A 26778-nucleotide genomic window follows, 5' to 3' on the forward strand; every position below is an offset into this window, starting at 1 on the left:
AAAGGCTGATGTTGCAGGTTTTATTGGTTGAAGACGATATCGATTTGGCAACCGCGGTGGTGGATTATTTAGCGCTGGAAGATATCCAATGCGATCATGCTGCCAATGGCGTTGCAGGCTTAAGCCTGATTCAAAGCCATGCCTACCAAGTGATCATTCTCGACTTAAATTTGCCCAAAATGGATGGCCTGAAGGTGTGCAATGAAATGCGCAGCGAGGGCAATGATACGCCCGTGATCATGCTAACTGCACGCGACACCTTAGATGACAAAGTAACAGGCTTTGGTGTTGGCGCAGACGACTATTTGGTGAAACCATTTGCCATGGCTGAGCTGATTGTTCGTTTGCAAGCGCTGGCCAAACGTCGCAGCGGCCAGGTGAAAAAGCTACACGTGGCCGATCTTGAATTGGATTTACAACTCAAACAAGCGACTCGCGACGGACAGCCGCTTAAGTTGTCGCCCATTGCGTTAAAGCTGTTAGAGCTACTCATGCGTCAAAGCCCTGCGGCGGTGTCGCGGCAAGCGCTGATACAACATGTTTGGGGCGATGAACAACCTGATAGCAACGCCCTCAAAGTTCATATTCATAACCTGCGCAAACAAATCGACAAACCGAACCAAACTGAGTTGCTGACCACGGTTGTAGGCTTTGGGTTCGCGTTAACTGATGCGAAGAGTTGCCCATGAAGATCCGCGCGAGCTTGCGTTTATACATCATTGCGACGGTTTTCTTTTTAGCCTTATGCATGACCGTTGGTTATTCATTTTTAAGCGGTTATTACTTTATTGAAGGGCTCGACAAAAGCTTGCAGGGCACCGCGCAAGATGTGGTAGACAATACACCGGTGGCTGATGGTCAACCGGCCGAAGTGTTGAGTTTTCATATCGCGTCGCGTTGGCAAGATCTGCCGGAGGATATCCGAGAAATCTTCCAACAACCGCCAACCAAACTGTTTCAGGTCAACAAGGAAATGGTGTCGGGTGGCTTTTTAGCTCGGCCTAAGATGGTTCACTTTTTGGTGAAAGCTAAAACCATCGATGGTGAGATTCGCTTCGTCGCACGCTCATTTGGTCCGCCGCCTAGCTTTAGCCGCTATGAAGAAGCGAAACAGCCGTCTATGGTCAAGACCATTGCCATTATCGGCGGGTTGGCCTTGGTGGCGTTTATTGGCTCGCTATTGTTGGTGATGCGGCAAATTGCCAATCCGATTGAGCGCTTGCGCACGTGGGCCAGATCCTTGTCGGCCGAATCGCTGCGACAACCGCCGCCTGATTTTAAATATTCCGAGCTCAACAGCCTAGCGGGCATGATTCAATCGAGCTTGCAGCAAGTGCAGCAAGGCCTTGCTCGTGAAAAAGAGTTCTTAAGCCATGCTAGCCATGAGTTACGAACGCCGATTGCGGTGACCAAAACGAACGTTGAGTTACTCAAGCGGCTCGATGAAAAAGAGCCCATGAGCGACAAGCAGCGACAAGTGTTAGAGCGCATCGAACGCGCAAGCCTGACCATGGCAAACCTTACCGAAACCTTGCTGTGGCTAAGCCGTAACGATCAGGCGAATATTGAATTTGAGGACGTGCAACTGGATGTGTTTGTGAAGGATCTGGTTGAAGAGCATGAATACCTGTTGCAAGGCAAGTCATGCCGAGTGACCCGCACATTTGAGCCGTTTGCCATGGCATTGCCTTTAACCGCTTGCCGAGTGGTGCTTGCCAATTTGATTCGCAACGCCTTTCAGCACACCAATCAGGGCGAAATCATTATTACTCAGTTTGGTGGTAGTGTGTTTATTACCAACCACAGTGAGGAACATGCCGGTCAGCAAGAATTAGGATTTGGGCTGGGCTTACAGCTGGCCGAACGACTCATTCAACGCTTTGGTTGGCACTATCGCACCACTGAGCTGGAAGATGGCCGCCGCGTTGAAGTGGTGTTTGATAATGGCCCAGATACCAGCCTCTAACAGTTATTGAATTGCCGCGGAAGCATTTTTACCGAGCACATTCCAACACGGAACGTGCGATGAATCGCTGTTATTGCAGGCGTTAGGTAGCCGTCATTGGGGCTATGCTGAGACAAAGGAACGCGGCAAATCCAAGACACCAGCCAATAATTGTGAATCAGCTTAGGGAGCTAGCAGCATCATCACATTAGGGGGAACTTATTGGTAAATTCGACATTATTAACCACAAGCCTTACTCTGATTCAATAATAGCCAATTCGATACTGATGCCGTACCAAAGGATAGGAGGCGTAATTGATGAGCTTCACCCCGCCTAGGGGAAGCCTCTTTTGGCTGATGGCTAATTTGTTGCTAATGACTTCGTCTCAAGCCGAGCCGATTGAACAAATCGTGTGGGCGACGCCTGCATGGCCAGATTATACCGACAGGGACGGCTCTGGTTTGTATCACGAGATTCTGGATCGGATATTTGATCCGCTAGGCATCCCCCTCATTCGTCAATATATGCCCTGGAAGCGCGCATTGGCCAGCGTTGAAGCCGGTTCGGCAGACATGACTGGCGCGGTGGTTTATTCCTCGGAATGCTTACTATCAAGCTACCCTGTAATCAAGGATATTGAGAGTGTGTTGTTTAAGCCGCATAAGATTGAACCATGGCTCGGTGTTGATAGTTTGCGCGACAAATCAGGCGTATGGGTTCGTGGTTACACCATTCCTAAGGCCTTTACTGGCATCCTCCATGGGCGAGGTGTTGAGACGCGAAAACAAGCGGTGTTAATTATGGCGCGGGATCATGGCGCCGATTATTACTTGGACAATGAACCGCAAATGCGTCAGACCATTGCTTCCATGACGATTGCGCCAGATTTAGCACAGCACTACCAAATAGAGCGGCTGTACACCGTCGATTCCTATTGGCGATTTCATCGCTCTGAACGTGGTGAAAATATTCGTAGGTTGTTTGATCAAGGTATCCAACGCCTTTATTGCTCGGGCGAACTCGACGCCTTATACCAAAAATGGCAGTTGTCAGATTCTATTCCCGAATATCAGATCGACTGCGCCACTGACAACACAGCTCACTAGTTGGCAGCTAAATACTGTTTGGCCAAGCGCTTAAGTGAGTCGAAGAAAAGAATTTGTGGATCAAAGTCGTCTCTGGAGACCCACACGGCTTCAAGTATTTCTGCTTGTTCTAGTTGTAAGGTTGGCTTTTGGCTTAATGAACAACCGAACAGTGTATCCAGGGTGTTGTAGCGGACGTTTTTATATAAATATTGATTCGGCGCAGACGCAAAATATTGCCAATGTTCGACATGAATGCCCAACTCTTCAAACACTTCGCGGCTCAAGCCTTGCTCCAGTGATTCCTTGGGATCGATAAAGCCACCGGGTAAATCAAGGCTATTTTTCCCCGGTTCTTTGGCGCGGCGCGTCAGTAAGTACTCGCCATTGCATTCGATTAACCCGGCTACCGCCGCTGCGGTATTGTGGAAATACTCAAATTGGCAAGACGTACAGACGTAGCAAGTACCTTGCTTGCAAGCGAAACTCGCAGCGCCGCACTGTGGGCAATAGGTTGGGGAGAACTCTTGCATGTGACAAACCAAGTTGGAAGGCGTTACCGGTTCAACAAACTGTAACGCCTTCGGTTGCTGGGATGCAAACTCATCTAATGAATAGCAGGGCGGCAGCGGCGAGTAAAATCGCGCGAATGTAACATGTCATCATTGAATTAGCGTTGCTGCATGTTTTGGTTGAATTCACGGATCAATTCCAAGGTGCTGGTGTCGGTGGAAAACACCGAATTTAACCCTTGTGGCTCTTGTGGTGGATCGCCTGAAAAGTCATCGCCAGTTTGCCATTTACCTGTGTTCATATCTTGTGCTGGCTGCGCTTCGCCGCCAAACCCCCAGATATTCACGCCAGCAAATGTGCGGTCCTGAGTGGCCAACAGCTCGTCAAAAACAGCGCGGAAAAATTGATTACGATAGGTAACTTCGGCGGTTCGGCTGAGTGATTCCTTATTACGAGGAAAACCAAACTCTGACAACACAATTGGCCGCTGCTGCGCTTTGGCAACGTCTAAGTGACGCTGGATGTAATCTTTGGCGTTGTTAATGGCCAACTGGGTTGATGGCTGTTCATCATTGGGATCGTACCAAGACCAATTCTTTGGCCAAACGTGCATGGTCAGGTAGTCAATATCAGGATTGCGATGGATGCGTTTCCATACATTGATGTCACCATAAGTGCCTTTGGCATTTGGGTCTTCGCGAAAAGTGCCAGCTTCGCCTTCGGCGCCAGTGGAAATCAGTTGGTTGGGAGCTAACTTGTTGATTTGGGCCACGGTCCGGTTAATCCAAGCGGTAAAGGCGGGTTCATGCTCGGCGTTTCTTACTCGCGGTTCATTGGCGATTTGCCACGACATAATGGTTGGATCGTCGGTGTATTTTACGCCGGTAACACTATTGGTGCGGCCAACAATAAACTCAACATGATTAGCGAATGAATCCATACAAGGCTCACACGTGTGAAACTGCATGGTGTAGTCCTGAAATTTATCCCAGTCATAAGGGGCTACAAACGGATTGGGAATATCGCCATAGTCATTCCATTCCAAATACTGAGCAAAACCGCCAGACCAGATCCAGTTGTTGGTTAAATAGAGCACCGCAACCATGTCGCGCTTGGCCATTTCTGCAAGTAGTACGTCTAACCCTTGCAGCAAGTCTTGATTGTATTGACCTTGCTCATATTGCAATGCCGGGTTAACCATCGAATCGGTTTGGCCACCATCACCGCCAGCGAGGACTCGCAAGTTAGTGATGCCGTATTGCTGCATCAGATCGAGTTCGCGAATCATTCGCGCTTTGCCTTCATCACTGGTACCAAGTAGTGGCCCATACCAGTAGTTGAAACCCACAAATTGATAGGGCTGACCATCGCGTACAAATTCGCCTTGTTCAACGCGAATATAGCGATCATCGGGGGTTTGAATTTGAGTGGGTTGGCTTTGACAGCCCATCAGGCTCGCCAAGGCTAGGCTTGCCAATAGTGTTATGGAACGTTTCATCGTAAGTCCTTACGCCGCGATACCGGAGCGATCTAAATAACGAACGGATTCTGCCAGTGCCACAATGAGGTGATAAAAGGTGCTTGCTGGCGCTACATCAGAGCAAATGGCGTTGCTGTCATCGAGTTGGTCGACATAAGCGCCGCTTGCTGCTGGCTCAATGTAATAGGTGAATAAAAGATCGATGGCTTGTGCCGCTTTTGATTCATAAATTTCCGGCTGCCATTGGGCCATCACAAGACTGGCTTTGATGAGCTCGGTCATTGGCCAACTGCGTTTGGTGGCGTGAATAATTTCGCCTTGCGGTGTGGTTGCATCGTAAATCAGGCCAGTGCTCGACTCTTTACCTATCAGTAGCCCGTTTCGATACAAACGCTCACAAAAGTGGCGCACTGAAATGCCGGTCAGGCGGCTGTACCAGTCGAGTAACCAAACCCACTCAAACAGGTGGCCGGGCTCTATAACGGTGTTGCCATCAACCAATGTGGGTTGCCATTGGCTATCAAAAAACTCCAGCAATACGCCGTTGTCATGATCATAAAATACTTGCTGAAACAAACTGAAGATCTGCCCTGCTTTTGCCAACCAAAGCCCATCGCCGCTGGCTTCGTATAAGGTCATAAAGGCTTCAAACAAATGCATGTGTGGGTTTTGGCGCCGAACGGGCGCGTCGTAATCACCTTCAAACCAGCCGCCGTTGTCGGCCGCAAAATTTGTATCTAGGTGATGCAGTAATTGCTTCGCGTGTTCAATATCTCGTTCTTGCCGATACAGGCGATAGCGAGTCCCTGCAGCTAGCAAGTGGAAGGCGATGTCGTATAGATCTTGTTTCGCATCGGCCACTTCGTTGTTGGCTGCTAGCAAATGGATGTAGGTGTTGGGGTGTTGTGGATGCTTGCCGTACAACCGTGAAAATCGCCAAATATCATTGACGATGCGGCGATTGTTAGCGCTCCAACCAAATTCTTCGGCGACGCAAAAGCTGAACATTTGGCGCGCTTGTACTCGGACTCGCTTGGTCACGTTCGCGTCGGGCTCGCCGGCAAAGGTCAGTCGCTCGTAAGCGGCGTGACTATTGGGTTCAATACCTTTGGTGGTCCAAAGTGGCAGGGCTTGATCGGTCATCCAGCTTTGGAATCGGGCGACTTGCTGCTCTAGTGAACGTTGCTGTTGCATGTGTTTGTTCCGTTTAAACGGTAATGAGCTGCGATGACATCGACGTTTTAAGCTGCAAGGTGGTGGCCTAATCAACTCAAAAATCATCATCTAAACAAAACTGTAACCGTTTACAGTTTTGTTTATTGTAAACGGTTACGTTTTTGAATCAAACAACTTTACAGGTCGGCGTGTTGGAGATCACAAAGATCAGTCATGAGGCGTTCACTCCTTGTTGCACGGGTAAGGAGTGAACGTATTTAGATTCAGTTAGTTAGATTTAGGAACTGAACTGGAGCGCACAACAAACTCATACGGCAAGACGTAATCAAGATTGCGCAGCTCATTACCATCGAGCAACTTAAGCAGCATATTGGCTGCCGCTTTGCCAATTTCTTCAGCGGGTTGAGCAATGGTGGTTAACGCGGGTTCCGTATAGCGAGATACTTCAATATCATCGAAGCCGACAATCGATAGGTCGCCCGGTATGTTTATTCCTGCAGTCCGGAAGCCTTTAATGGCACCAATGGCCATTTCGTCATTCATCGACAGAATCGCTGTGGGTCGTTCGTCTTCGGGCAGTCGCACAAAATGCTGGGCGGCGTTTAAACCAGACCACATGGTAAATTCGCCTTCTGCTACCCAGTCTTCGCAAAACTCAATTCCGGCAGCGGTTAAGGACTGCTGGTAGCCTTTTAGTCGGTCGACGGTATGCGGGTTGTTTGCCAAACCTGTGATGACGCCAATACGTTGATGGCCAAGAGAAATCAAATAATCCGTCGCTGTCTTGGCCGCACCGGCATTATCGATTCGAACGCAAGGGTAGGGGGTGTTTTCGCACCCTGCAGCATTAACCGCAATGATGTCGTTTTTTGGCAGAATGGAATCGCCTTCCAGATAAGGGCGTAGCTGAATCACGCCATCGGCTTGTCGTGTTTCGACAAGCTTTAAATACTCTTCTTCGCGCTTCCGTTGATCGCGAGTGTCACCTAGCAAAACACCAAACCCATGTTGCTGCATGATGTCTTCAATACCGCGAACCACGTTGGCAAAAAAGGTGTTGGCCATGTTGGGAACTAAAACGACGATAGTAAAGGCGCGGTGGCGACGAAAGTTACGGGCCAACATGTTGGGTTTATATTGGACTTGTTCAATGGCTTCGTGGACTTTCTTTAAGCTCTTTTTTGAAACCGTTTCCGGTGCGCTAAGGGCTCGTGAAACTGTTGCGATGGAGACCCCTGCAACCTTTGCTACATCACGAATATTGGACATAAATTCTCTTCTCTGACAAAGCCATGAGTTAGATTAAATCGGCGCTAATAACCACAGAATGTAACATATTACACCGATCTCACAAATTTCCGTTTCGCTGCCCTGAAAAGGCTAGAAATTAAAAATGTAACCGGTTAAGGTTTGCCAGTAATGCACGTGGGGTAATGCTGGTAGAAAAGGTAACTTGTTGATATTAATCTATATGTTTGTTTTTCTGTTGTTGTTGGATGCAGCAAGGAAGTTGGCATAGGGTAACAATCGAGGGGCTTGTTGTTTCATTGTTTTGTGATGAAACTCTCAAAATTGCTCGGAGTCTCTGCGTCATCGTCGGCCGATGAGTTTATACGGTCTTTATTTAACTTTGCTTGGCAGTAAATAGTGATATGACTTCAGCAATTAAGCCACTAAAATTTAAAGAGAAAGTAGGTTATGGTTTCGGTGATTTCGCATCCTCCATGTTTTGGAAGATGTTTTCCGTTTACTTGCTGATCTTCTATACCGATGTGTTCGGCATTTCCGCTGCTGCAGTTGGTACGATGTTTTTGCTGACCCGTATTTGGGATACCGCGAATGATCCCGTGATGGGCGTGCTGGCCGATCGCACAGACACACGCTGGGGGAAATTTCGTCCTTTCCTATTATGGGGAGCCATTCCCTTTGCGGTGATTGGCGTCCTGACTTTCACGACGCCAGATTGGTCACCAACGGGTAAGCTGGTTTACGCCTACGTAACTTATACCTTGATGATGATGGCCTATACCGCAGTGAATGTGCCGTATGCGTCGTTGCTCGGGGTGATGTCATCGAGCAGCGCTGACCGTACGTCATTGGCGTCTTTCCGTATGGTGTTTGCCTTTGTCGGAAGTATTTTCGCCTTTGTTTTAGTGGATCCGTTAACCAGTTACTTTACAAATATTTCTGATACGCCAAACCCGCAAATGGGCTGGATGCTCACCATGATGGTATACGGGTGCATTGCTGCATTTTTCTTCTACATGACCTTTGCGTGGACCCGCGAACGGATTGCGCCGCCGGCGACTCAGAAAACCAATTTGAAAGAAGATTTACGAAACCTAGCGACGAATAAACCTTGGTTTATTTTGCTTGGTGCTGCGTTATCGACACTTATTTTCAACAGCATGCGCGATGGCGCAGCGGTATTCTATTTTAAGTATTTTGTGCAAGCCGATGACGTGGCAATTCTTGGCATGTCCGTTGGGATGACGACTGCCTATTTGGTACTTGGCCAAGCTGCCAACATCATAGGCGTGGTGCTTGCTCAACCTATTTCATTATTAATTGGCAAGCGTAATACCTTTATGTTGGCCATGTTCGCCGCAGCGGCGTTGAGCGGTGTGTTCTTTTTCCTCACCAAAGATCAAATCATGATGATGTTGGTGTTGCAGGTTGTGATCAGTGCCTGTGCTGGGATTGTATTCCCGTTGCTGTGGTCGATGTATGCAGATATTGCCGATTACTCTGAATTTGAAACGGGGCGACGCTCTACTGGCCTGATTTTCTCGTCATCGTCGTTCTCGCAAAAAATGGGCTGGACTCTTGGTGGCGCTCTAACGGGTTGGACCTTGGCATTTTTCGGATATGAGGCCAATGCTGAACAAACCGAGTTTGCCAAAGAAGGGTTACGTTACATGGTGAGCTTCTTGCCGGCGATTGGCGCGGCATTATCTGGCTTGTTCATGATTTTCTACAAACTTACCGATCACTACATGTTGTCGGTGAGTGAAGAGCTTGATGCTCGGCGGGCATCGCAGAATTCCTAATGTGAAAGACTAAACTTGTGGGCTAGAACTCCTAGCGAACAACAAAATTTAGATTAAAATGTAAACGGTTACGTTTTCCGCCTGGTTGGTGAACGTATATATCAAACATAGAGATACAAATGATGAGTGATTACAAAGCCTTAGTTAATGAATTGTTTGCCCAGCAAGATGAGTTGTTGGCGCGACCCAATGCGCCCAAAACACAGGGCAACGGGATTTATCAGCGCTGGCAAAATCCAATTGTGACGCGTGCCCACGTCCCGGTGACATGGCGCTATGACTTGAATCCAGCAACCAATCCATTTTTGATGGAACGTCAGGGCATTAATGCGACTCTCAACGCTGGCGCTATTTATAAAGATGGTAAGTACCTGATGGTGGTTCGGGTTGAAGGCAATGATCGTAAATCCTTCTTTGCTGTCGCTGAAAGCCCCAACGGCGTTGATAACTTCAAATTTTGGTCGCATCCCGTCACCATGCCGGAAACCGATCGCCCTGATACTAATGTTTACGACATGCGCTTAACCGCTCATGAAGACGGATATATCTATGGTTTGTTCTGCACCGAACGTAAAGATGAAGCGCAACCAAATGACCTATCAGCGGCCGAAGCTCAATGCGGTATTGCGCGTAGCAAAGACTTAGTGACTTGGGAACGTTTGCCTGATCTGATTACCTATTCAGGCCAGCAACGCAACGTGGTTTTGCATCCTGAATTCGTTGACGGCAAATATGCCTTATATACTCGCCCGCAAGACGGATTCATTTCCGTTGGTAGCGGCGGTGGTATTGGCTGGGGGCTGACTGACAGCATGGAAAATGCCGAGGTAAAAAACGAGCAGATTGTTGATGGCAAGGTGTATCACACCATCAAAGAAATCAAAAATGGCCAAGGCCCCGCCCCAATTAAAACGGCTCACGGCTGGCTACATTTGGCACATGGTGTTCGTAACACTGCCGCGGGTTTGCGTTACGTATTGTATATGTTCATGACTGACCTAAACCAACCATGGAAAGTCACTCATATGCCAGCTGGCCACTTTATTGCGCCAGAAGGTGCCGAGCGCGTTGGTGATGTCTCTAACGTGGCATTTGCCAATGGTTGGGTCGTGAACGAAAACAACGATGTTTTCATTTACTACGCCTCGTCGGATACGCGTATGCACGTGGCTACATCTACCGTCGATCAGTTGGTTGATTATTGTCAAAACACGCCAGAAGACGGACTGCGGTCAGCGCATTCTGTTGCCGTTCGCAATGAACTCATTGATGCCAATTTGGCATACCTGAACGGCGGTAAATAATGATGAATCAGACTCTTTCAACGCGCTTATTAAGTTGGCAGAAAAGTGCTCATCAAGAGGCCGAAGCGATTGCTGACTGGTGGGCAAACTATACGGTCGATGAGCATCACGGCGGATTCTACGGTGAAGTCGGGCGTAATAATGTGCCGGTCATTGAGTCTGAAAAATGCATTATTCAGAACACCAGAATTTTATGGTTCTTTGCCGAATACGCGCTGTTCTCAGGATCGGAGCGATACCAAAAGTTAGCCACGCGCGCGTATCAATACTTACTTCAATATTTTGATGATCCTCAGCACGGCGGCGTGGTGTGGATGCTCGATCATCAAGGCAAAGTAACCGATAGCAAGAAGCAAACCTATGCCATTAGCTTCGCCATTTATGCGCTGTCGGCCTACTACAAGCTCACCGCAGATCCGCAGGCATTGAGCAAAGCGCAGGATTATTTTTCGTTACTCGAAAAACATGCGCGTGACTACTTGCAAGTCGGCTACATCGAGGCGTTGAGTCAAGATTGGCAGCCGATGGATGATGTGCGCTTAAGTGATAAAGATGACAATCTCCCCAAAACAATGAACACCCACTTGCATGTGCTTGAAGCCTATACAGCCTTGCATGTGGTGGCGCCGACCGAGCAAACCACCGAAGCTCTGGCCAATTTGGTTGACATTTTTAATGACAAAATTATCGATCACAAAAGTGGCCATTTGCGCTTGTTCATGGAAATGGATTGGACCGATAAATCGACCCTATGGTCATACGGTCACGATATCGAATGCAGTTGGTTGTTGTTTGAAGCATTAGAAGCTCTTGGTGATCAAACGCGATTAGAACAACTCACGCCGGTGGTACTTAAGCTGGCCGACACCACCTTCAAAGAAGGTATTGGTCAGCATGGTCAAGTCTTTGATCAATATGATCGTGTCGGAAAATTCAATCACCCAGAAAGCCATTGGTGGGTTCAGGCAGAAGCAATGGTGGGGTTCTTGAATGCGTTCTATCTCAATGGCGAAGAGGCGTTATTGCCGCTTTATGAAGGCATTTGGCAGTTTATCTGCAACTTCCACAAGGATGTGGAGTTTGGTGAATGGCATTGGCTTGCAACGGTTGATCAGCCAAATCATCCGCCGGTTTATAAAGCCGGAGGCTGGAAAGCCCCCTATCACAATGGGCGAGCCATGATGGAGGTCAGCAAATTAGTTGACCGGATCCTCAACACCACTCACAACCAACATTAAGGTGCTCTCATGAAACAGTTGACGCTTGTTTGTGTTTTGGCGACTTTGATTTCCGTGCCTGCAATGGCTTTTGAGCACTTCATCAGTCGCGATGGCCATCAGCTTAAAGATGGCGAACAAGTCTTTCGATTTGCAGGTGTTCATGCGCCAGAGCTCCATCGAATTGAAGATGATGCCCGCGGCACTTGCAAAGAGGACCCACGTGGCTGGGGCCAATACTTCAAATGGCCAACTGCCGATGAGCAAGATAATTGGATTCAATCCTTAGTGCTGACAGGCCATAAAGCGATGCGCGTTTACGTGTTGTCAGTGGCAACGCCTTATGACCAAGCTTGTGAGCGGGAAACCCATATTTTGCCGCCCTTAGAGCAGGGCGGCATGCCGCGCTTAAATGAAACTGCGATGGTGCATTACGACCGTATGATTGCCTTGTCACACCAACATGGTTTGCGGTTGATTTTGCCATTCATCGATCACTGGCAGTGGTGGGGGGGACGCGAACAGTTAGCTGCGTTTTATGGCGAGCATGAAGATGATTTTTATGACAGCAACAGCAAAACGTTTGCCGCTTACTTAAATATTATTGAGCAAGTCATCAATCGCACCAATACCTATACTGGCCGCCAATACAAAGATGAAAAAGCCATCATGGCATGGGAATCGGGCAATGAACTGAAAATGTCGACCGAGGCTTTCGTTCGCCAAACTGCGGCCCATATCAAGTCGTTGGCTCCCAACCAATTGGTGATGGATGGCACTTATCTGAAGATTAACGAGTTTTCAAAGACTGACCCCAACGTCGATATCATTTCCAATCACTTCTATACGGTAAACAACAACAATTCTCCGCAAGAAGTACGGGATAACCTAAAGGCTATCGATGGTAAAAAAGTTTACTTTGTGGGTGAATTCGGCCTAGAGCCCGCCGCATTTTTGGACTCGGTAATGCAAGCCGCGGTGCATGAAGAATACAATGGTGCCCAAGCTGCCGGCACTTTTATCTGGGGTTTTCGTGGCCGCCGCCACAATGGTGGTTTTTATTGGCACCGTGAATACACAGGCAACTATAGCTACCACTTGCCGGGGTTCCCTGAAAATGATGCCAACGAAGAATTAGCTGTGGTTGACTTGGTGCGCAAAGCCATGGCGCAAATGGATGGAGACGAATCGATGGCGCCATTGCCGGCGCCGCAGCCGCCGACCTTACGCGTCATTGAAACACCAAATAACATCAGGTGGCTCGGGGCTCCCGTTGCGCGTTGGTATCGATTTGAACGTGCGACCAAACCAATCGGGCCTTGGCAGGTTATTGGGGAGGGGATCTCTGATGGTCGAAATCGCTTTGATCCGGCAAGTGATGTGTTGTTTGCCGACCCACATGCGCGCCAATCGGGTCAAACTTATTACTATCGCGTCATCGCCTTTAATGAGTCTGGTAATTCTGCGCCATCAAATGTCGAGCAGTACCTAGAGCCTTAGTTTGCCCGTAATTAGCGAGTGTATTTCCGTGTGCGTCTGCCGCCAAGGATGGTGGTGTACCTGACATTGCGTCATTGATTGTCAGGGGCTGCAACATTGCACATGAAGCAGCCAGTTATCGCCTTGTGGTGGTGATAGTGCTGGGAATAGTGGTGATAATTCTTGAGCAACGTGTTGGCAATGAGCCAACTTCCCTTCGACGTTTTAGTCGAGCCCGCCTTGAGCGGGCTTTTTTTGAAAAATAACAGCAGCAATGATCCAAGCGCTGTTCTTGACTGTCGTTTGTCGGTATTAATAAGCGCTTCAATATAAACGGAGTTTTAGCATGCGCTTGTTTTCTACAGTATTCACCATCGCGCTGGCTGCCATCAGCTTTACCACTCAAGCTAAAGTCGGCATCGCCATTCACGGTGGCGCGGGCACCATCAACAAAGCCAACCTTACCGAAGCCCAACAAGCCGCTTATCGCGCCAAGCTAAAACAGGCTGTGGACGTAGGCTATGCGGTATTAGCTAACGGCGGCAAAAGCCTTGATGCCGTGACCATTGCCATTAACGTACTAGAAGACAGCCCATTTTTTAACGCAGGCAAAGGCGCTGTGTATACCTTCGATGGCGAACATGAGCTTGACGCTTCGATCATGGATGGTGCGACTCGCAATGCTGGTGCAGTGGCTGGTGTAAAACGTATAAAAAATCCCATTGATTTAGCCCGCGAGGTAATGGATGAATCCGTGCATGTGATGTTGTCAGGTGCCGGAGCCGAACAGTTTGCAGCGCGCCAAGGATTTGAATTTGTAGACAACAGCAGCTTTGATACGCCGAGTCGGTTCAAAGCGCTAGAGCGTGCCAAAGCAAAAATTAATGCCGTTGAAGATGAACAGGCTGCGCGTGACGCATTACCGAAAAGCTATTTATATGGCACCGTGGGGGCCGTTGCGTTAGATGCTCATGGCAACCTAGCTGCCGGCACCTCAACTGGTGGTATGACAGCCAAGCGCTATGGCCGTATTGGTGATTCGCCGGTGATTGGCGCAGGTACCTGGGCTGACAATGATAGCTGTGCCGTGTCGGCAACCGGCCATGGCGAGTATTTTATTCGTTATCAGGTTGCGGCGGATATTTGTGCTCGCATGAAGTACCAGAACAAACCGGTAGAGAAAGCCGCTGCTGAGGTGATTCACGATGTGCTGTTACCTGCTGGCGGCACTGGAGGCGTCATTGTGATTGATCATCAAGGCGCGATTACTATGCCGTTTAATACCTCTGGCATGTATCGCGCTTCGCGCTCCGAAGGTGAGCAAGCTGACGTTCGTATCTGGCAGCACTAACCAAAAAAATCCCCTGGCAATAATTGCGCAGGGGCAAATGTTGGGGGAAAGAATTTAGTGGTTCCGCTACATGGTTTTACTGATATCTAACCAGAGTTATTTATGGTCTAACGGTGTCGCAGCGCTTAGGTTCGGGTTGCTAATTTGAATCACACGGTGGTTGGCCAATTGTGCTTGGTCGAGTGCAGCTTTGATGTGAGGTGCTTGATAAAACAGCTGAATTACTATCGCTGTTGGAATAAGAATAAAACGATAAAAATTGGCGGTTGTTGTCAGCAAGCAACCGCCGTTACTGGTTTGCCAGTGTTAGATTCCTAAGTTGCGCTTTAGGTTTTCAGCAAAACCAATAAAGCGCTCTTTGATTGTTCTTTTTAGCTTGATATCAAGACCACTAAACAGAATGATACCTTCAACGTAAATGGTCGGCATATCCAAAGCCGATCCTTGCGGCGACGTGTGGCCCAATGTTGATTTATTGGTCAGTGCACCAAAAATACTAAACACCTTGGACACCACTCGAACATTTTCAGGAATGTAAATGGTTGGCCCAGAGAACACGCAGATGGTACGAATGGTCAACCGATGTTGACGAAAACAGGCTTCTGTTAAATCGATCGTCGAACCGGAAAAAATCTCAATGGACCTAATTTCCTTGGGCAAATCACCACTGTAGGCGCTATCGCTGCCACTAAATACATTCACCATGTATTCGCTATCTTTCGCTTCGCCGGGCTTGTAATTGGAATGAAATAAGTCAGCTTTTTGTTCGCTAAAATCCTGATCGACTTGTAACTCGAGATCTTCGGTCAGAGCAGCTAGTGACTGGTGAGAGTCGGTGTTACTTGCCACATCGAGCCGCCGCTCAAAGGCATCCAGTGAAATTTCGCCGTGACTGTAGTTCATGATCAACTGATCAATGGTTTCTTGTCGTAGTTTTTCTATCGGGCGGTCTTCTAGTTTTACCGGCATCGCGTTGTCCTTGTGCTCTGTAGTCCGAAATGAGTGTAATTGATGATCGAACGATGAGGTAAAGCAGAAATTGTTCCAAAATGTAACTGTTTGTTTTTTATGAAACTAAATAAGCTGCATTATTGACTCATTGTGAATTATGCCGATTGTTAGTCAAATGCACCTGCTTTGGGTGCTGGCTAGAGTCGGGGGCAGATCAACAAAAAGGGTATTATTTGGGCAATTTACTCGATAGGGTATCATCATGAATTATATGAGACGTAGCTCGTGAGGGTGGCTTGTTCTGTGAGGAGTTGTAAATTTTGCTTCGTCGCTGTGCTGTGGTGTTGGTTTTGGTGGGCGCCATCGAGCCAAGCAAACCAAGACGAACAATTTGAGATTCTGGTTCTTCATTCTTATTCCACCGATTTCGAGTGGACCCAAGATATTCATCACGGCATTCATGACGTCTTAGATACACAATCCCCTAGCAGTCATATCCGTGTTGAATTCATGGATACCAAGAATATTTATCACGCTGATTACCTAGCCTATTTAGCGGAACTCTACCGCTATAAATACCGAGACAAACCACCAGATGGCGTGATCTTATCTGACAATAACGCCATGGCCTTTTTTAACCGTTATGGCCGCGATTTATTCCCCAACGCAAAAGTCGTTGCAGGTGGCATTAATCGAGCGATGCCGCCACCGCTTCATTCTCCGGTTAATAGTGTGATTGCGGAAGTGCTAGAGCATGAACGCACTTTTCAGCACGCCTTAGCATTGCGCCCAAATGCTAGCAATATTTATGTCATTACCGACCACTCAACAACTGGCCTTGCCCTGCAAGAAGAGCTGAAAGACATTGCCCAGAATATGGCTGGCTCAGCAACATTTCATTATTTGCATGGCTTACCGATGGCCGAATTAATGGCGAAAGTGGCTGAATTTGACCGCCGCGACATTGTTTATATTGGCCCTTATTTTCGTGCTAACAATGGTGAAACCTACCAACAATCGCAAGTGACCAAGGCCGTTGCAGCCACCTCTCCAGCCGCTTTGTTTGCCTCGTGGAATTTTCAAATGGTGACCGGAGTCATGGGCGGGCAGTTGGTCTCGGGAGCCAATATTGGGCGCCAGTCGGCAATGAGTTTACTGCGCTTACTTCGATCGGAGCATGTGGCCAGCTTTCAGGCCAATTTAGCACTGAGCGAAGCGGTCTTCGATTACGATACGCTGCGTCGTTTTGGTCTCAGCCTGCATCGTTTGCCCCCCGATGCCATTGTGATTAATCAGCCTCAAACATTTTGGCAACAGCATAAGCAAGTTATTGTGCCTGCGTTGGTCGTGATCACCATTTTGTCGCTGCTATTGTTGCTCGTTTGGATGAACCTTAAAAAGCAACGAGCGCTTAACCATACCAATCAGCAAATGATGGCCTTGGACCGAGAAGTGATTGAAACCCAGCAGGAGCTGGTGGCAACTCTGGGTGAAGTCATTGAAGTACGCTCTCACGAAACCCGCAACCATGTCATTCGGGTCGCAAAAATATCGCGCTATTTAGCGGGTAAACTCGGTTATGACGAGCCGACGTTAGACTTACTGGAAGCGGCATCACCGATGCATGACGTTGGCAAAATTGGCATCCCCGAAGAGATTTTACATAAGCCAGGAAAGCTGACTCCGGCAGAATATCACCTGATGCAGCAGCATGCTCAGATTGGCTACCAAATCTTGTCTAATTCGGAGCGCCCATTGTTGGTGATGGCCAGCAAGATTGCTCACCAGCACCATGAACGATGGGATGGCACTGGCTACCCGCAGCAGCGCTCGGGGGACGATATTGATCCCTTTGCGCGTATTACCGCGCTGGCCGATATATACGATGCTGTGTCATCGGAGCGGTGTTATAAACCCGCTTGGTCGGAGCAAGAAGTGCTGGGTTACATCAAAGAAAACCGCGGCGCCATTTTCGAACCTAAGCTGGTCGATGTTTTTCTCAGCAACTTCGATGAAATTCGAGCCTTACGCAATCAATACCTGTAGCACTTAGCCCTTTTCGTTTACTGATTGCTGCCAGCGATATAGCACTGCGAGCGCCTGACGTGGCGTTAGCTCATCGAGCTGCAACTGTTTCAATTCATCTAACACAGGCGATGCTTCTGGCAATATAGGTAACTGAACATTAGCTGGCTTGGCATCGTTAGTGTCGGTTGTTTGCTGACTGCCTGCTTGTTCTAACTCATGTAACTTCTGCTTAGCCCGTTGTAACACTTGATTTGGTACGCCCGCTAATTGGGCAACCTGAATACCATAGCTCTTACTCGCAGGGCCCTGCTGCACCGCATGCATAAACACAATGCCATCATCATGTTCAACGGCGTCGAGGTGGACATTACAAATGCTTGGGTACAACTCAGGTAACTTAGTGAGTTCAAAATAGTGGGTTGCAAAAAGGGTCATGGCTTGATGCTGTTGTGCAAGCTGCTCAGCACAGGCCCAGGCTAACGACAGGCCGTCATAGGTGCTGGTGCCGCGACCAATTTCGTCCATCAATACTAAGCTGTTGGCCGTGGCATGATTAAGAATGGCGGCGGTTTCGGTCATTTCCACCATAAACGTAGAACGGCCGCTGGCGAGATCATCCGAGGCGCCTATGCGGGTGAAAATGCGATCAATTGGGCCAATAGTGGCGGCTTCTGCTGGGACGTAACTGCCAATGTGAGCCAGCAATACAATCAATGCCGTTTGCCGCATGTAGGTCGATTTACCACCCATGTTGGGGCCTGTCACAATCAACATGCGCTGCGCGGGGGTGATCATCAAAGGGTTCGCGATAAACGGCTCGTCATTTAGAGCTTCGACGACCGGGTGGCGCCCACCTTCAATGTGAATACCTGGTTCGCTAGTGAGCTGCGGGCAGGTGTAGTTTAAGGTCGTAGCTCGCTCGGCAAAGCATTGTAAAACATCCAGCTCGGCGATGGCGCCAGCCAGTGTTTGCAACGCTTCTAAATGCGGCAGTATGGTATCGAAAAGCTGCTCATAAAGACGCTTCTCTAGTGCGAGCGCTCGGCTTTGGCTGGTTAGCACTTCATCTTCATAGGCCTTGAGTTCAGGCAAAATGAAGCGCTCGTTGTTTTTTAGCGTTTGTCGGCGGATGTAATCAGCAGGGACTTGATCAGCATAGCTGCGGCTGACTTCAATGAAGTAGCCATGAACCTTGTTGTAGCCGACTTTTAATGTAGCAATGCCGGTGCGTTGTTTTTCTCTTTCTTCAAGCTCCACCAAGTAATTGTTGGCATGTTGGCTAAGCGCGCGGAGCTTATCGAGCTGTTCATCAAAGCCCGGTGCAATCACGCCGCCATCGCGGATCACGACCGGCGGGTTGTCAATAATGGCGCGCTCTAGCAACGCTTGTAACTCAGGTTGAACCGGGCAGCGCTGCGCCAATGCCTGTAGCTTGACGCTGCTGGCTTGAGCGAGTTGCTGTTGTAATTCTGGCAGCTGTTGCAGAGCGAGTCGGAGGCGAGCGAAGTCGCGGGGGCGTGCACTTTGCAGGGCAACTCGGGCAAGAATACGTTCAACATCGCCAATGTTTTTTAATGTCGGCGCCAATTGCTCCGGCAAAGCATGGTCAATGAGTTCGGCAATGGTTTGTTGGCGCTGTTGCAAGCGCCCGTGATCCGCCAACGGATCGTGCAGCCAGCGTTTGAGTAACCGGCTGCCCATGGCGGTGGCGGTTTTGTCGATGACGGCCGACAAACAGTGGCTAACATCGCCACTTAAGCTTTGGGTTAACTCTAAATTTCGCCGAGTGGCGGCATCAAGCTGTACCGAGTCTGACGAGTGATGAGGCTGGATACTACGGATATGCGGTAAGGCAGTGCGCTGGGTATCTTTTATGTACTGCAATACGCAACCTGCCGCGGCGATGCCAAGCGGAAAGTCCACGATTTCATAAGCATCGAGTGACGAGGTCTTGAACTGCCGACAAAGCTGCTCGCGTGCGCTGTCCGCTTCAAACTCCCACACCGGACGCCGGCGCAACCCTGCATAGGGCTGGAGCAGTGCCATGTAAGGAAAATCTTCGGGGTGAAGCAATTCAGCAGGGTTGGCGCGTTGTAGCTGCGATGCTAATTCGTCAGGTGAACTTGCCTGCATCACCTGAAAACGGCCACTGCTGATGTCTAAGGTTGCGATGCCAAATTGGCCACTTTGGAAGTACACTGCGGCGAGTAAATTATCAGAGCGTTCATGTAGTAAAGCTTCATCACTCACCGTACCGGGGGTGATGATACGAGTCACTTTTCGTTCGACGGGGCCTTTACTCGTGGCGGGATCGCCAATTTGTTCGCAAATCGCAACCGATTCGCCTAACTGCACTAAGCGAGCTAAGTAGCCTTCAACGGCATGGAAGGGCACGCCAGCCATTGGAATCGCATTACCGCCAGACTTACCGCGTTTGGTCAGAGAAATATCTAATAATTCAGACGCTTTGGCGGCATCACTGAAAAACAATTCGTAAAAGTCGCCCATCCGATAAAACAGCAAAATATTTGGATGCTCCGCCTTGATTCGCAAATATTGCTGCATCATTGGGGTATGGGATGCTAGATCAAGAACGGGTTCTGAATTGCTGCTCACACAAGCCTCGGAAATGTTGAAATGTCAAACGGAGCACGATGGTATCAACTTGGTAAAAGCACCTTCAAGTGATTGCGACCACTAAAACCAAACACAACTAAATGTTGTGATAACTAAATGAGATACAAAGAAAGTTTTTAAGCTTAGGGAAAAATTATTTATACAGGGGTTGATACTGTATGAATGACCAGTATACTGAACTTCAAGTTAATTGAATTGAACAGCCCAAAGCAAAAACGGTTGGAGAGAACAATGGAAAGCAATAAGAAAAAAGCGTTAGACGCAGCATTAGGCCAAATTGAACGTCAGTTTGGTAAAGGCTCCATCATGCGTTTGGGCGATAGTAACATTTTGGACATTGATAGCGTCCCTACAGGCTCTCTGACATTGGATATCGCGCTGGGTATTGGCGGCTTGCCATACGGCCGAGTTGTTGAAATTTACGGCCCTGAATCTAGTGGTAAAACGACCCTAACGCTACAGGTCGTTGCAGAAGCACAACGTCAAGGTAAAACCTGTGCCTTCGTTGATGCTGAACATGCGCTTGACCCAGTTTACGCAGCCAAGCTCGGTGTTAATGTTGATGAATTATTGGTGTCTCAGCCAGATACTGGTGAGCAGGCGTTGGAAATCTGCGACATGCTGGTTCGCTCTAACGCTGTCGAGGTCATTATTATTGACTCGGTTGCAGCGCTGACGCCAAAAGCTGAAATTGAAGGCGACATGGGTGACTCCCACGTTGGTTTGCAAGCTCGTTTGATGTCTCAGGCACTTCGTAAGTTGACTGCCAACATTAAGAAAACCAACTGCATGGTGGTCTTCATTAACCAAATTCGCATGAAGATTGGTGTCATGTTCGGTAGCCCAGAAACGACGACTGGTGGTAATGCCCTGAAATTCTATTCGTCTGTTCGTTTAGATATTCGACGCACTGGCGCCATCAAAGTGGGCGACGAAGTTGTTGGTAACGAAACGCGTGTCAAAGTGGTTAAAAACAAAGTCGCACCGCCATTCAAACAAGCCGAATTCCAAATTTTGTACGGTGAAGGTATCAGTAAGCAGGCTGAATTGATTGATCTTGGTGTGAAAGAGAAATTGATCGAGAAAGCCGGCGCTTGGTATAGCTATAACGGCGAACGTATTGGTCAAGGTAAAGCCAATAGTGTGAAATTCTTAAAAGAGCACACGGACATCGCTGACGAAATTGAAGGCATTATTCGTTCACGTTTGCTGGTTAAAGCAACGCCAGAAAATGAAAGCGAACAAGTTGAACAAGAGCCTGCCCTTTAAGGACGTTGATCCGCACTCTTTACCGGAGGCAGTCCAATCTGCCTCCGCGATTTTGGCCCGGCGCGATCATTGCCGGCAAGAACTCTCCCTAAAGTTACAGCAACGTGGTTTTCATCCTGAGACCATTACCCAAACCCTGCAGTATTGTGAACAGCAAAATTGGCTTAATGAAGCTGAATATGCGCGGATTTATGTTCGAGTGCGCTCTGAACGCGGTTATGGCCCGCTGCGAGTTCGTCAGGAATTGCTACAAAAATGCGTGCCATCAGATGATATTGAACAGGCATTTAATGAGTTTGAAGGCGATTGGTTTGAGCTGGCTCGCGATCAGCGCATAAAGCGTTTTGGCGACTTCTGGCCTGATGATTTTAAGCTCAAATTGAAGCAACAAAATTACCTCTATCGGCGGGGCTTTGACCAAGAGCAAATCCGTTACGCTTGCACCAATCAATAATTTTTTTCCAGACCGCCTAGAGGTGGTGGAAAAAACTCCAATCCGTTGCGTATAATAGCCAGTCTTTTTGTCTGATCTCTCAGATTCTCTTGATGTTGCTTTCTCAGCTGCATCAACACGATCTGACACGTCAACTGTTTTGGGAACGACGCATGTACATGACCAGCGCCGAGCTTCGGGAAGCCTTTTTCACGTTTTTTGGTAACAACGATCACCAAGTGGTCGCCTCAAGTTCACTCGTGCCACACGATGATCCTACGCTTTTGTTCACCAACGCGGGGATGAATCAATTTAAAGATTGCTTCTTGGGTACAGAAAAGCGGAGCTATACCCGAGCGGTATCGTCACAGCGCTGTGTTCGTGCCGGTGGTAAACACAACGACTTAGAAAACGTTGGCTACACCGCCCGCCACCACACCTTCTTTGAAATGCTTGGTAATTTCAGTTTCGGTGATTATTTCAAACATGATGCCATTGGCTATGCATGGAAGTTCCTAACGGAAGTTGCCAAATTACCCAAAGAGCGATTGCTGGTGACGGTTTATCAAACTGATGACGAAGCCTTTGATATTTGGGCCAAGGACATTGGTGTGCCGGTTGATCGCATTATTCGCATTGGCGACAAATCACCGGATAAACCATACGATTCAGACAACTTCTGGCAGATGGGCGATACCGGACCGTGCGGCCCTTGTACTGAGATCTTTTATGATCATGGCGACCACATTTGGGGCGGCCCTCCAGGCTCTCCGGAAGAAGATGGCGACCGTTTCATCGAGATTTGGAACTTGGTATTCATGCAGTTCAACCGTCAGTCAGACGGTTCAATGGAGCCATTGCCGAAACCTTCCGTGGATACGGGCATGGGCTTAGAACGTATTGCTGCCATTTTGCAGGGCGTTCATAGCAACTATGAAATTGATATTTTCCAATTTTTGATTAAAGCCACTGCCGCCATGCTGAACGTGACTGATCTACAAGATAAGTCACTGCGCGTTATTGCTGACCATATTCGTTCGTGCGGGTTTTTAATCGCCGATGGCGTCATGCCCTCAAATGAAGGCCGCGGTTATGTATTGCGTCGGATCATCCGTCGAGCGGTACGCCACGGCAATAAGCTTGGCGCTGAACAAACATTCTTCCATCGCCTTGCCAAGGCTTTGGCGACTGAAATGGGCCCTGCTTACCCCGAATTAGAACAACAACTGCCAGTGATTGAGAAAGTCCTGATGGTTGAAGAAGAACAATTCCTGCGTACCTTAGACCGAGGTTTGGCATTGCTAGACGACGCATTGCGTAATTTGGAAGGCGATATCATCCCAGGTGAAACGGTCTTTAAGCTTTACGACACGTACGGCTTCCCTGCCGATTTAACCGCGGACATTGCACGTGAGCGTGGCTTAGAGATCGATCAGCAAGGTTTTGATGCTGCGATGGAGCAGCAACGTCAACGCGCCAAACAAGCGAACCAATTCGGTGTTGACTATAACCAGAGTATTGCAATTGAAGGAAAATCTGAATTCACCGGATACGATGGCACGGAACACGCCGCTACGGTTGAAGCGGTGTTTACCAAAGAAGGCGAGGCGGTGCACCAGCTATTAGCTGGCGTTGATGGCCAGATCGTATTAAACACCACACCGTTTTATGCCGAAAGTGGCGGTCAATGTGGTGATATGGGTGAGCTGTTAATGGAAGATGGCTCCTTCGTGGTTACCGATACTCAGAAATCAGGTGATGCCATTGTTCACATCGGTTATGTGTCGCAGGGCGAAATTCACGTTGGTGAAGCGCTAACGGCCAAAGTTGATGACGTGCGTCGTAATTCGATTCGGTTAAATCACTCGGCAACTCACTTAATGCACGCCGCTTTGCGTAAAGTGTTGGGCGATCATGTGCAGCAAAAAGGCTCACAAGTTTCGCCTGAGCGTCTTCGTTTTGACTTCAGCCACTTTGAAAGCATTTCAGTTAACTCCATTCGCACTGTCGAGCAGTTAGTTAACGAACAAATCCGCGCAAACTTTGGTGTCGAGACCAATTTGATGGATCTCGATGAAGCCAAAGCATCAGGCGCGGTGGCGTTGTTTGGAGAAAAATACGACGAGAAAGTCCGGGTCGTGGGCATGGGCGATTTTTCCACTGAACTTTGTGGTGGTACCCACGTTGAGCGTACGGGCGACATTGGCTTATTCCGTATTATGTCTGAAGGTGGCATTGCTTCCGGTGTACGTCGAATCGAAGCCGTAACCGGTCGTTACGCGCTCGATTCGCTATACAACATGGCCGATCAACTACTTGAAGTGTCAGGCTTGGTGAAAGGCGACATGGGTAGTGCGAAAGACAAAGTACGCCAAATTGTTGAGCACACCAAATGGCTTGAAAAAGAAGTCGACCGTTTGAACGCCAAACTCACCACGCTGGCTGGCTCCTCACTCGCGGAGCAGGCGATTGAGATCAATGGCATTAAGGTGTTGGTGAGCACGCTAGAAGGTACCAATACTAAAGCGTTGCGCAGTACCGTTGATGACTTGAAGAGCAAATTAGGCAGCTGCATTGTTGTGTTAGCAACGGTATCGGACGGCAAAATCGGCATTGCCGTGGGTGTTAGTAAAGATGCCACGGGCAAGGTTAAAGCCGGTGAACTGGTGAATGTCGTGGCTCAACAAGTTGGTGGCAAAGGTGGCGGTCGTCCTGATTTCGCCCAAGCCGGTGGTAGTGATGAAGCTGCATTGCCTGCAGCCATGGAATCTGTGACGCCATGGTTACAAGAGCGCTTGTAACCACACCAACTAGAACTCGTAACTAAGGAGTAGAAGCATGGCATTGTACGTGCTCAAGTTTGGCGGAACATCGGTTGGCTCAGTCGAGCGTATTCAGGCCGTTGCCCAGCGAGTAAAACGCTACCGTGACCAAGGCCATCAAGTGGCTGTAGTCGTGTCGGCAATGAGTGGTGAAACCAACCGCTTGGTGGCGTTGGCCAAGGATATTAACGAACAGCCAATGACACGTGAATTAGATGTGTTGTTGTCGACCGGTGAACAGGTCACCATTGCGTTGCTCTCCATGGCGCTGATGACGATTGGTGTGCCGGCAACATCCATGACCGGTGATCAAATCCGTATGATGACGGATAGCACGCACAGCAAGGCCCGTATTATGGACATTGACGAGCAAGCCGTCATGTCTGTACTCAATGGCGGTAAGGTTGCTGTGATTGCGGGCTTTCAAGGTCGTGATGAGCAAGGCAACATTACGACGTTAGGGCGCGGTGGCTCAGACACGTCAGCAGTGGCAATGGCAGCTGCATTAAAAGCCGATGAATGTCGCATATACACCGACGTAGACGGTGTTTACACAACTGATCCTCGGGTCGAGCCGAATGCTCGTAAGATGGATACCATCACCTTTGAGGAAATGCTTGAATTGGCCAGCTTAGGCGCCAAAGTTTTGCAGATCCGCTCGGTTGAATTTGCCGGCAAATACAATGTACCGCTTCGCGTATTGTCATCTTTTCAAGATGAAGGCGAAGGAACTCTGATTACATTTGAGGAACAAGATATGGAAGCGCCACTGGTTTCTGGTATTGCATTTAATCGCGATGAAGCTCGCTTGTCGATCCTTGGCGTACCTGATCAGCCGAATGTTGCGGCATCTGTTTTGTTGCCAATCGGCAAAGCCGATATTGATGTCGATATGATTATTCAGAACTCCGTTGGTGATAATACGGCGGACTTCACTTTCACCGTTCATCGCAATGATTATGCACGAGCAACTGAGGTGTTAGAGCAGGTTTCGGCCGACTTAGGTGCCCGAGAAGTGCGCGGAAACGACAAAATTGCAAAAATTTCGGTCGTTGGCGTGGGTATGAAGAGTCATGTTGGCGTTGCATCGACTATGTTTGAATCTCTAGGTAACGAAGGTATTAATATTCAATTAATTTCGACCTCGGAAATTAAAATTTCTGTCGTAGTGGAAGAAAAATACTTGGAATTAGCAGTCAGAACGTTACACAGTGCATTTAAATTGGAACAAACGGCCTAATTTGAAGGTCTACTAGCAATAAACGCAAATTTTTCTGAGCGTTAGATATAGAGCCTGTACTATAATCGGTGCAAACCGGACGTTAGCTACAGTGGAATAGAATACAAAAGGAGCTAGGTAATGCTAATTTTAACCCGTCGAGTTGGCGAAACTCTGATGATTGGTGACGACGTCACGGTGACTGTGTTGGGAGTTAAAGGAAACCAAGTGCGTATTGGTGTCAATGCTCCAAAAGAAGTCTCAGTCCATCGTGAAGAAATCTATCGTCGAATTCAGGCCGAAAAAGGCCCAGAAGAAAACGATTATTAAATGTGATTTGACCCTTTTTTTAGCCAAAAGCCGACCTTGTGTCGGCTTTGTTTTTTATGGTTTTTGACCGGTTTGAACAAAACCTAATCAAGCAGTGTGAAAAGCGGAAAAAAGGGTTTGACTTATATGGTGGCTTTAGTATCATGCGCCTCCGAAATGTGGTGAGGTGGCCGAGTGGCTGAAGGCGCTCCCCTGCTAAGGGAGTATACCCTAATCCGGTATCGAGGGTTCGAATCCCTCCCTCACCGCCATTTTCGATTACGGACGCGTAGCTCAGCTGGATAGAGTACCTGGCTACGAACCAGGCGGTCGGAGGTTCGAATCCTCCCGCGTCCGCCACTTTTTTCAAAGTGGATAAGCTATCATTGAATAGTGTTACAATCGGAATTCCTAGAATCACATCTAGATATGCGGACGCGTAGCTCAGCTGGATAGAGTACCTGGCTACGAACCAGGCGGTCGGAGGTTCGAATCCTCCCGCGTCCGCC

General features: G+C 48.5%; 20 protein-coding genes and 3 tRNA genes. 17 read left to right on the top strand and 6 right to left on the bottom strand.

The window, feature by feature from the left end:
• Positions 1 to 8: 8 nt before the first annotated feature.
• The 3 genes from K0504_RS01730 (at position 9) to K0504_RS01740 (ending at position 3052) form a co-directional block, all read left to right on the top strand.
• The gene (locus tag K0504_RS01730; RefSeq protein WP_318837907.1) at positions 9 to 689 is read left to right on the top strand and encodes a response regulator transcription factor; all 681 of its coding nucleotides are present in this window, start codon (positions 9 to 11) and stop codon (positions 687 to 689) included.
• Positions 686 to 1966, top strand: a complete 1281-nt coding sequence (locus K0504_RS01735; protein WP_220102408.1) for a sensor histidine kinase — start codon at positions 686 to 688, stop codon at positions 1964 to 1966. Before K0504_RS01730 ends, K0504_RS01735 begins: the two co-directional genes overlap by 4 nt.
• Positions 1967 to 2320: 354 nt before the next feature.
• Entirely contained in the window at positions 2321 to 3052 is a 732-nt protein-coding gene (locus K0504_RS01740; RefSeq protein ID WP_220102409.1) for a substrate-binding periplasmic protein, read from the top strand.
• On the opposite strand, the gene K0504_RS01745 is transcribed toward K0504_RS01740, so the two are convergent.
• The 4 genes from K0504_RS01745 to K0504_RS01760 form a co-directional block, all read right to left on the bottom strand.
• The gene (locus K0504_RS01745) at positions 3049 to 3564 is read right to left on the bottom strand and encodes an NUDIX hydrolase (protein WP_220102410.1); all 516 of its coding nucleotides are present in this window, start codon (positions 3562 to 3564) and stop codon (positions 3049 to 3051) included. The two genes, K0504_RS01740 and K0504_RS01745, sit on opposite strands and share 4 nt — an antisense overlap.
• 137 nt (positions 3565 to 3701) lie before the next feature.
• Complete coding sequence (locus K0504_RS01750) at positions 3702 to 5042, bottom strand: glycoside hydrolase 5 family protein (RefSeq protein WP_220102411.1); 1341 nt, start codon at positions 5040 to 5042, stop codon at positions 3702 to 3704.
• Positions 5043 to 5051: 9 nt separating this feature from the next.
• The gene (locus tag K0504_RS01755) at positions 5052 to 6218 is read right to left on the bottom strand and encodes an AGE family epimerase/isomerase (protein WP_220102412.1); all 1167 of its coding nucleotides are present in this window, start codon (positions 6216 to 6218) and stop codon (positions 5052 to 5054) included.
• 249 nt (positions 6219 to 6467) lie between these two features.
• Complete coding sequence (locus K0504_RS01760) at positions 6468 to 7469, bottom strand: LacI family DNA-binding transcriptional regulator (protein WP_220102413.1); 1002 nt, start codon at positions 7467 to 7469, stop codon at positions 6468 to 6470.
• A gap of 383 nt (positions 7470 to 7852) precedes the next feature.
• Here K0504_RS01760 and K0504_RS01765 point away from each other — a divergent pair, with 383 nt between their 5' ends.
• The 5 genes from K0504_RS01765 to K0504_RS01785 all read left to right on the top strand — a co-directional run bounded on the left by K0504_RS01765 (position 7853) and on the right by K0504_RS01785 (position 14601).
• Positions 7853 to 9250, top strand: coding sequence for an MFS transporter (locus tag K0504_RS01765; protein ID WP_220102414.1), 1398 nt, complete (start codon positions 7853 to 7855; stop codon positions 9248 to 9250).
• Between the two features lie 119 nt (positions 9251 to 9369).
• Positions 9370 to 10554, top strand: coding sequence for a glycoside hydrolase family 130 protein (locus tag K0504_RS01770; RefSeq protein WP_318837908.1), 1185 nt, complete (start codon positions 9370 to 9372; stop codon positions 10552 to 10554).
• Entirely contained in the window at positions 10554 to 11792 is a 1239-nt protein-coding gene (locus K0504_RS01775; RefSeq protein ID WP_220102415.1) for an AGE family epimerase/isomerase, read from the top strand. Before K0504_RS01770 ends, K0504_RS01775 begins: the two co-directional genes overlap by 1 nt.
• A 9-nt stretch (positions 11793 to 11801) precedes the next feature.
• A complete protein-coding gene (locus K0504_RS01780; protein WP_220102416.1) occupies positions 11802 to 13271 on the top strand; it encodes a glycoside hydrolase 5 family protein in 1470 nt (489 codons plus the stop codon).
• Between the two features lie 325 nt (positions 13272 to 13596).
• The gene (locus K0504_RS01785; protein ID WP_220102417.1) at positions 13597 to 14601 is read left to right on the top strand and encodes an isoaspartyl peptidase/L-asparaginase family protein; all 1005 of its coding nucleotides are present in this window, start codon (positions 13597 to 13599) and stop codon (positions 14599 to 14601) included.
• Between the two features lie 306 nt (positions 14602 to 14907).
• On the opposite strand, the gene K0504_RS01790 is transcribed toward K0504_RS01785, so the two are convergent.
• Positions 14908 to 15570 carry a DUF1707 domain-containing protein gene (locus K0504_RS01790; RefSeq protein WP_220102418.1) on the bottom strand — a complete coding sequence of 221 codons (663 nt, stop codon included), beginning with the start codon at positions 15568 to 15570 and terminating at the stop codon, positions 14908 to 14910.
• A gap of 285 nt (positions 15571 to 15855) precedes the next feature.
• Here K0504_RS01790 and K0504_RS18530 point away from each other — a divergent pair, with 285 nt between their 5' ends.
• Entirely contained in the window at positions 15856 to 17598 is a 1743-nt protein-coding gene (locus K0504_RS18530; RefSeq protein ID WP_220102419.1) for an HD domain-containing phosphohydrolase, read from the top strand.
• 3 nt (positions 17599 to 17601) lie between these two features.
• On the opposite strand, the gene mutS is transcribed toward K0504_RS18530, so the two are convergent.
• A complete protein-coding gene (gene mutS / locus K0504_RS01800) occupies positions 17602 to 20148 on the bottom strand; it encodes a DNA mismatch repair protein MutS (RefSeq protein ID WP_220102452.1) in 2547 nt (848 codons plus the stop codon).
• 300 nt (positions 20149 to 20448) lie between these two features.
• Between mutS and recA the strand changes: the two genes are divergently transcribed.
• The 8 genes from recA to K0504_RS01840 all read left to right on the top strand — a co-directional run bounded on the left by recA (position 20449) and on the right by K0504_RS01840 (position 26776).
• A complete protein-coding gene (gene recA, locus K0504_RS01805; RefSeq protein WP_220102420.1) occupies positions 20449 to 21486 on the top strand; it encodes a recombinase RecA in 1038 nt (345 codons plus the stop codon).
• On the top strand, positions 21449 to 21940 hold the full coding sequence (locus tag K0504_RS01810; protein WP_220102421.1) for a regulatory protein RecX: 492 nt from the start codon (positions 21449 to 21451) through the stop codon (positions 21938 to 21940). The genes recA and K0504_RS01810 overlap by 38 nt, the downstream gene beginning before the upstream one ends.
• Before the next feature lie 152 nt (positions 21941 to 22092).
• A complete protein-coding gene (gene alaS / locus K0504_RS01815; RefSeq protein WP_220102453.1) occupies positions 22093 to 24720 on the top strand; it encodes an alanine--tRNA ligase in 2628 nt (875 codons plus the stop codon).
• Between the two features lie 37 nt (positions 24721 to 24757).
• Positions 24758 to 25981: an aspartate kinase gene (locus K0504_RS01820; RefSeq protein ID WP_220102422.1), complete on the top strand. Its 1224-nt coding sequence runs from the start codon at positions 24758 to 24760 to the stop codon at positions 25979 to 25981.
• A gap of 120 nt (positions 25982 to 26101) precedes the next feature.
• A complete protein-coding gene (csrA, locus tag K0504_RS01825) occupies positions 26102 to 26290 on the top strand; it encodes a carbon storage regulator CsrA (protein ID WP_220102423.1) in 189 nt (62 codons plus the stop codon).
• A gap of 160 nt (positions 26291 to 26450) precedes the next feature.
• Positions 26451 to 26541 (top strand) — tRNA-Ser (locus K0504_RS01830).
• Between the two features lie 11 nt (positions 26542 to 26552).
• Positions 26553 to 26629 (top strand) — tRNA-Arg (locus K0504_RS01835).
• 73 nt (positions 26630 to 26702) lie between these two features.
• Positions 26703 to 26776 (top strand) — tRNA-Arg (locus K0504_RS01840).
• The last annotated feature ends 2 nt before the right edge of the window (positions 26777 to 26778 follow it).

It is taken from the genome of Neiella holothuriorum (assembly GCF_019457915.1).
Lineage (GTDB): Bacteria > Pseudomonadota > Gammaproteobacteria > Enterobacterales > Neiellaceae > Neiella > Neiella holothuriorum.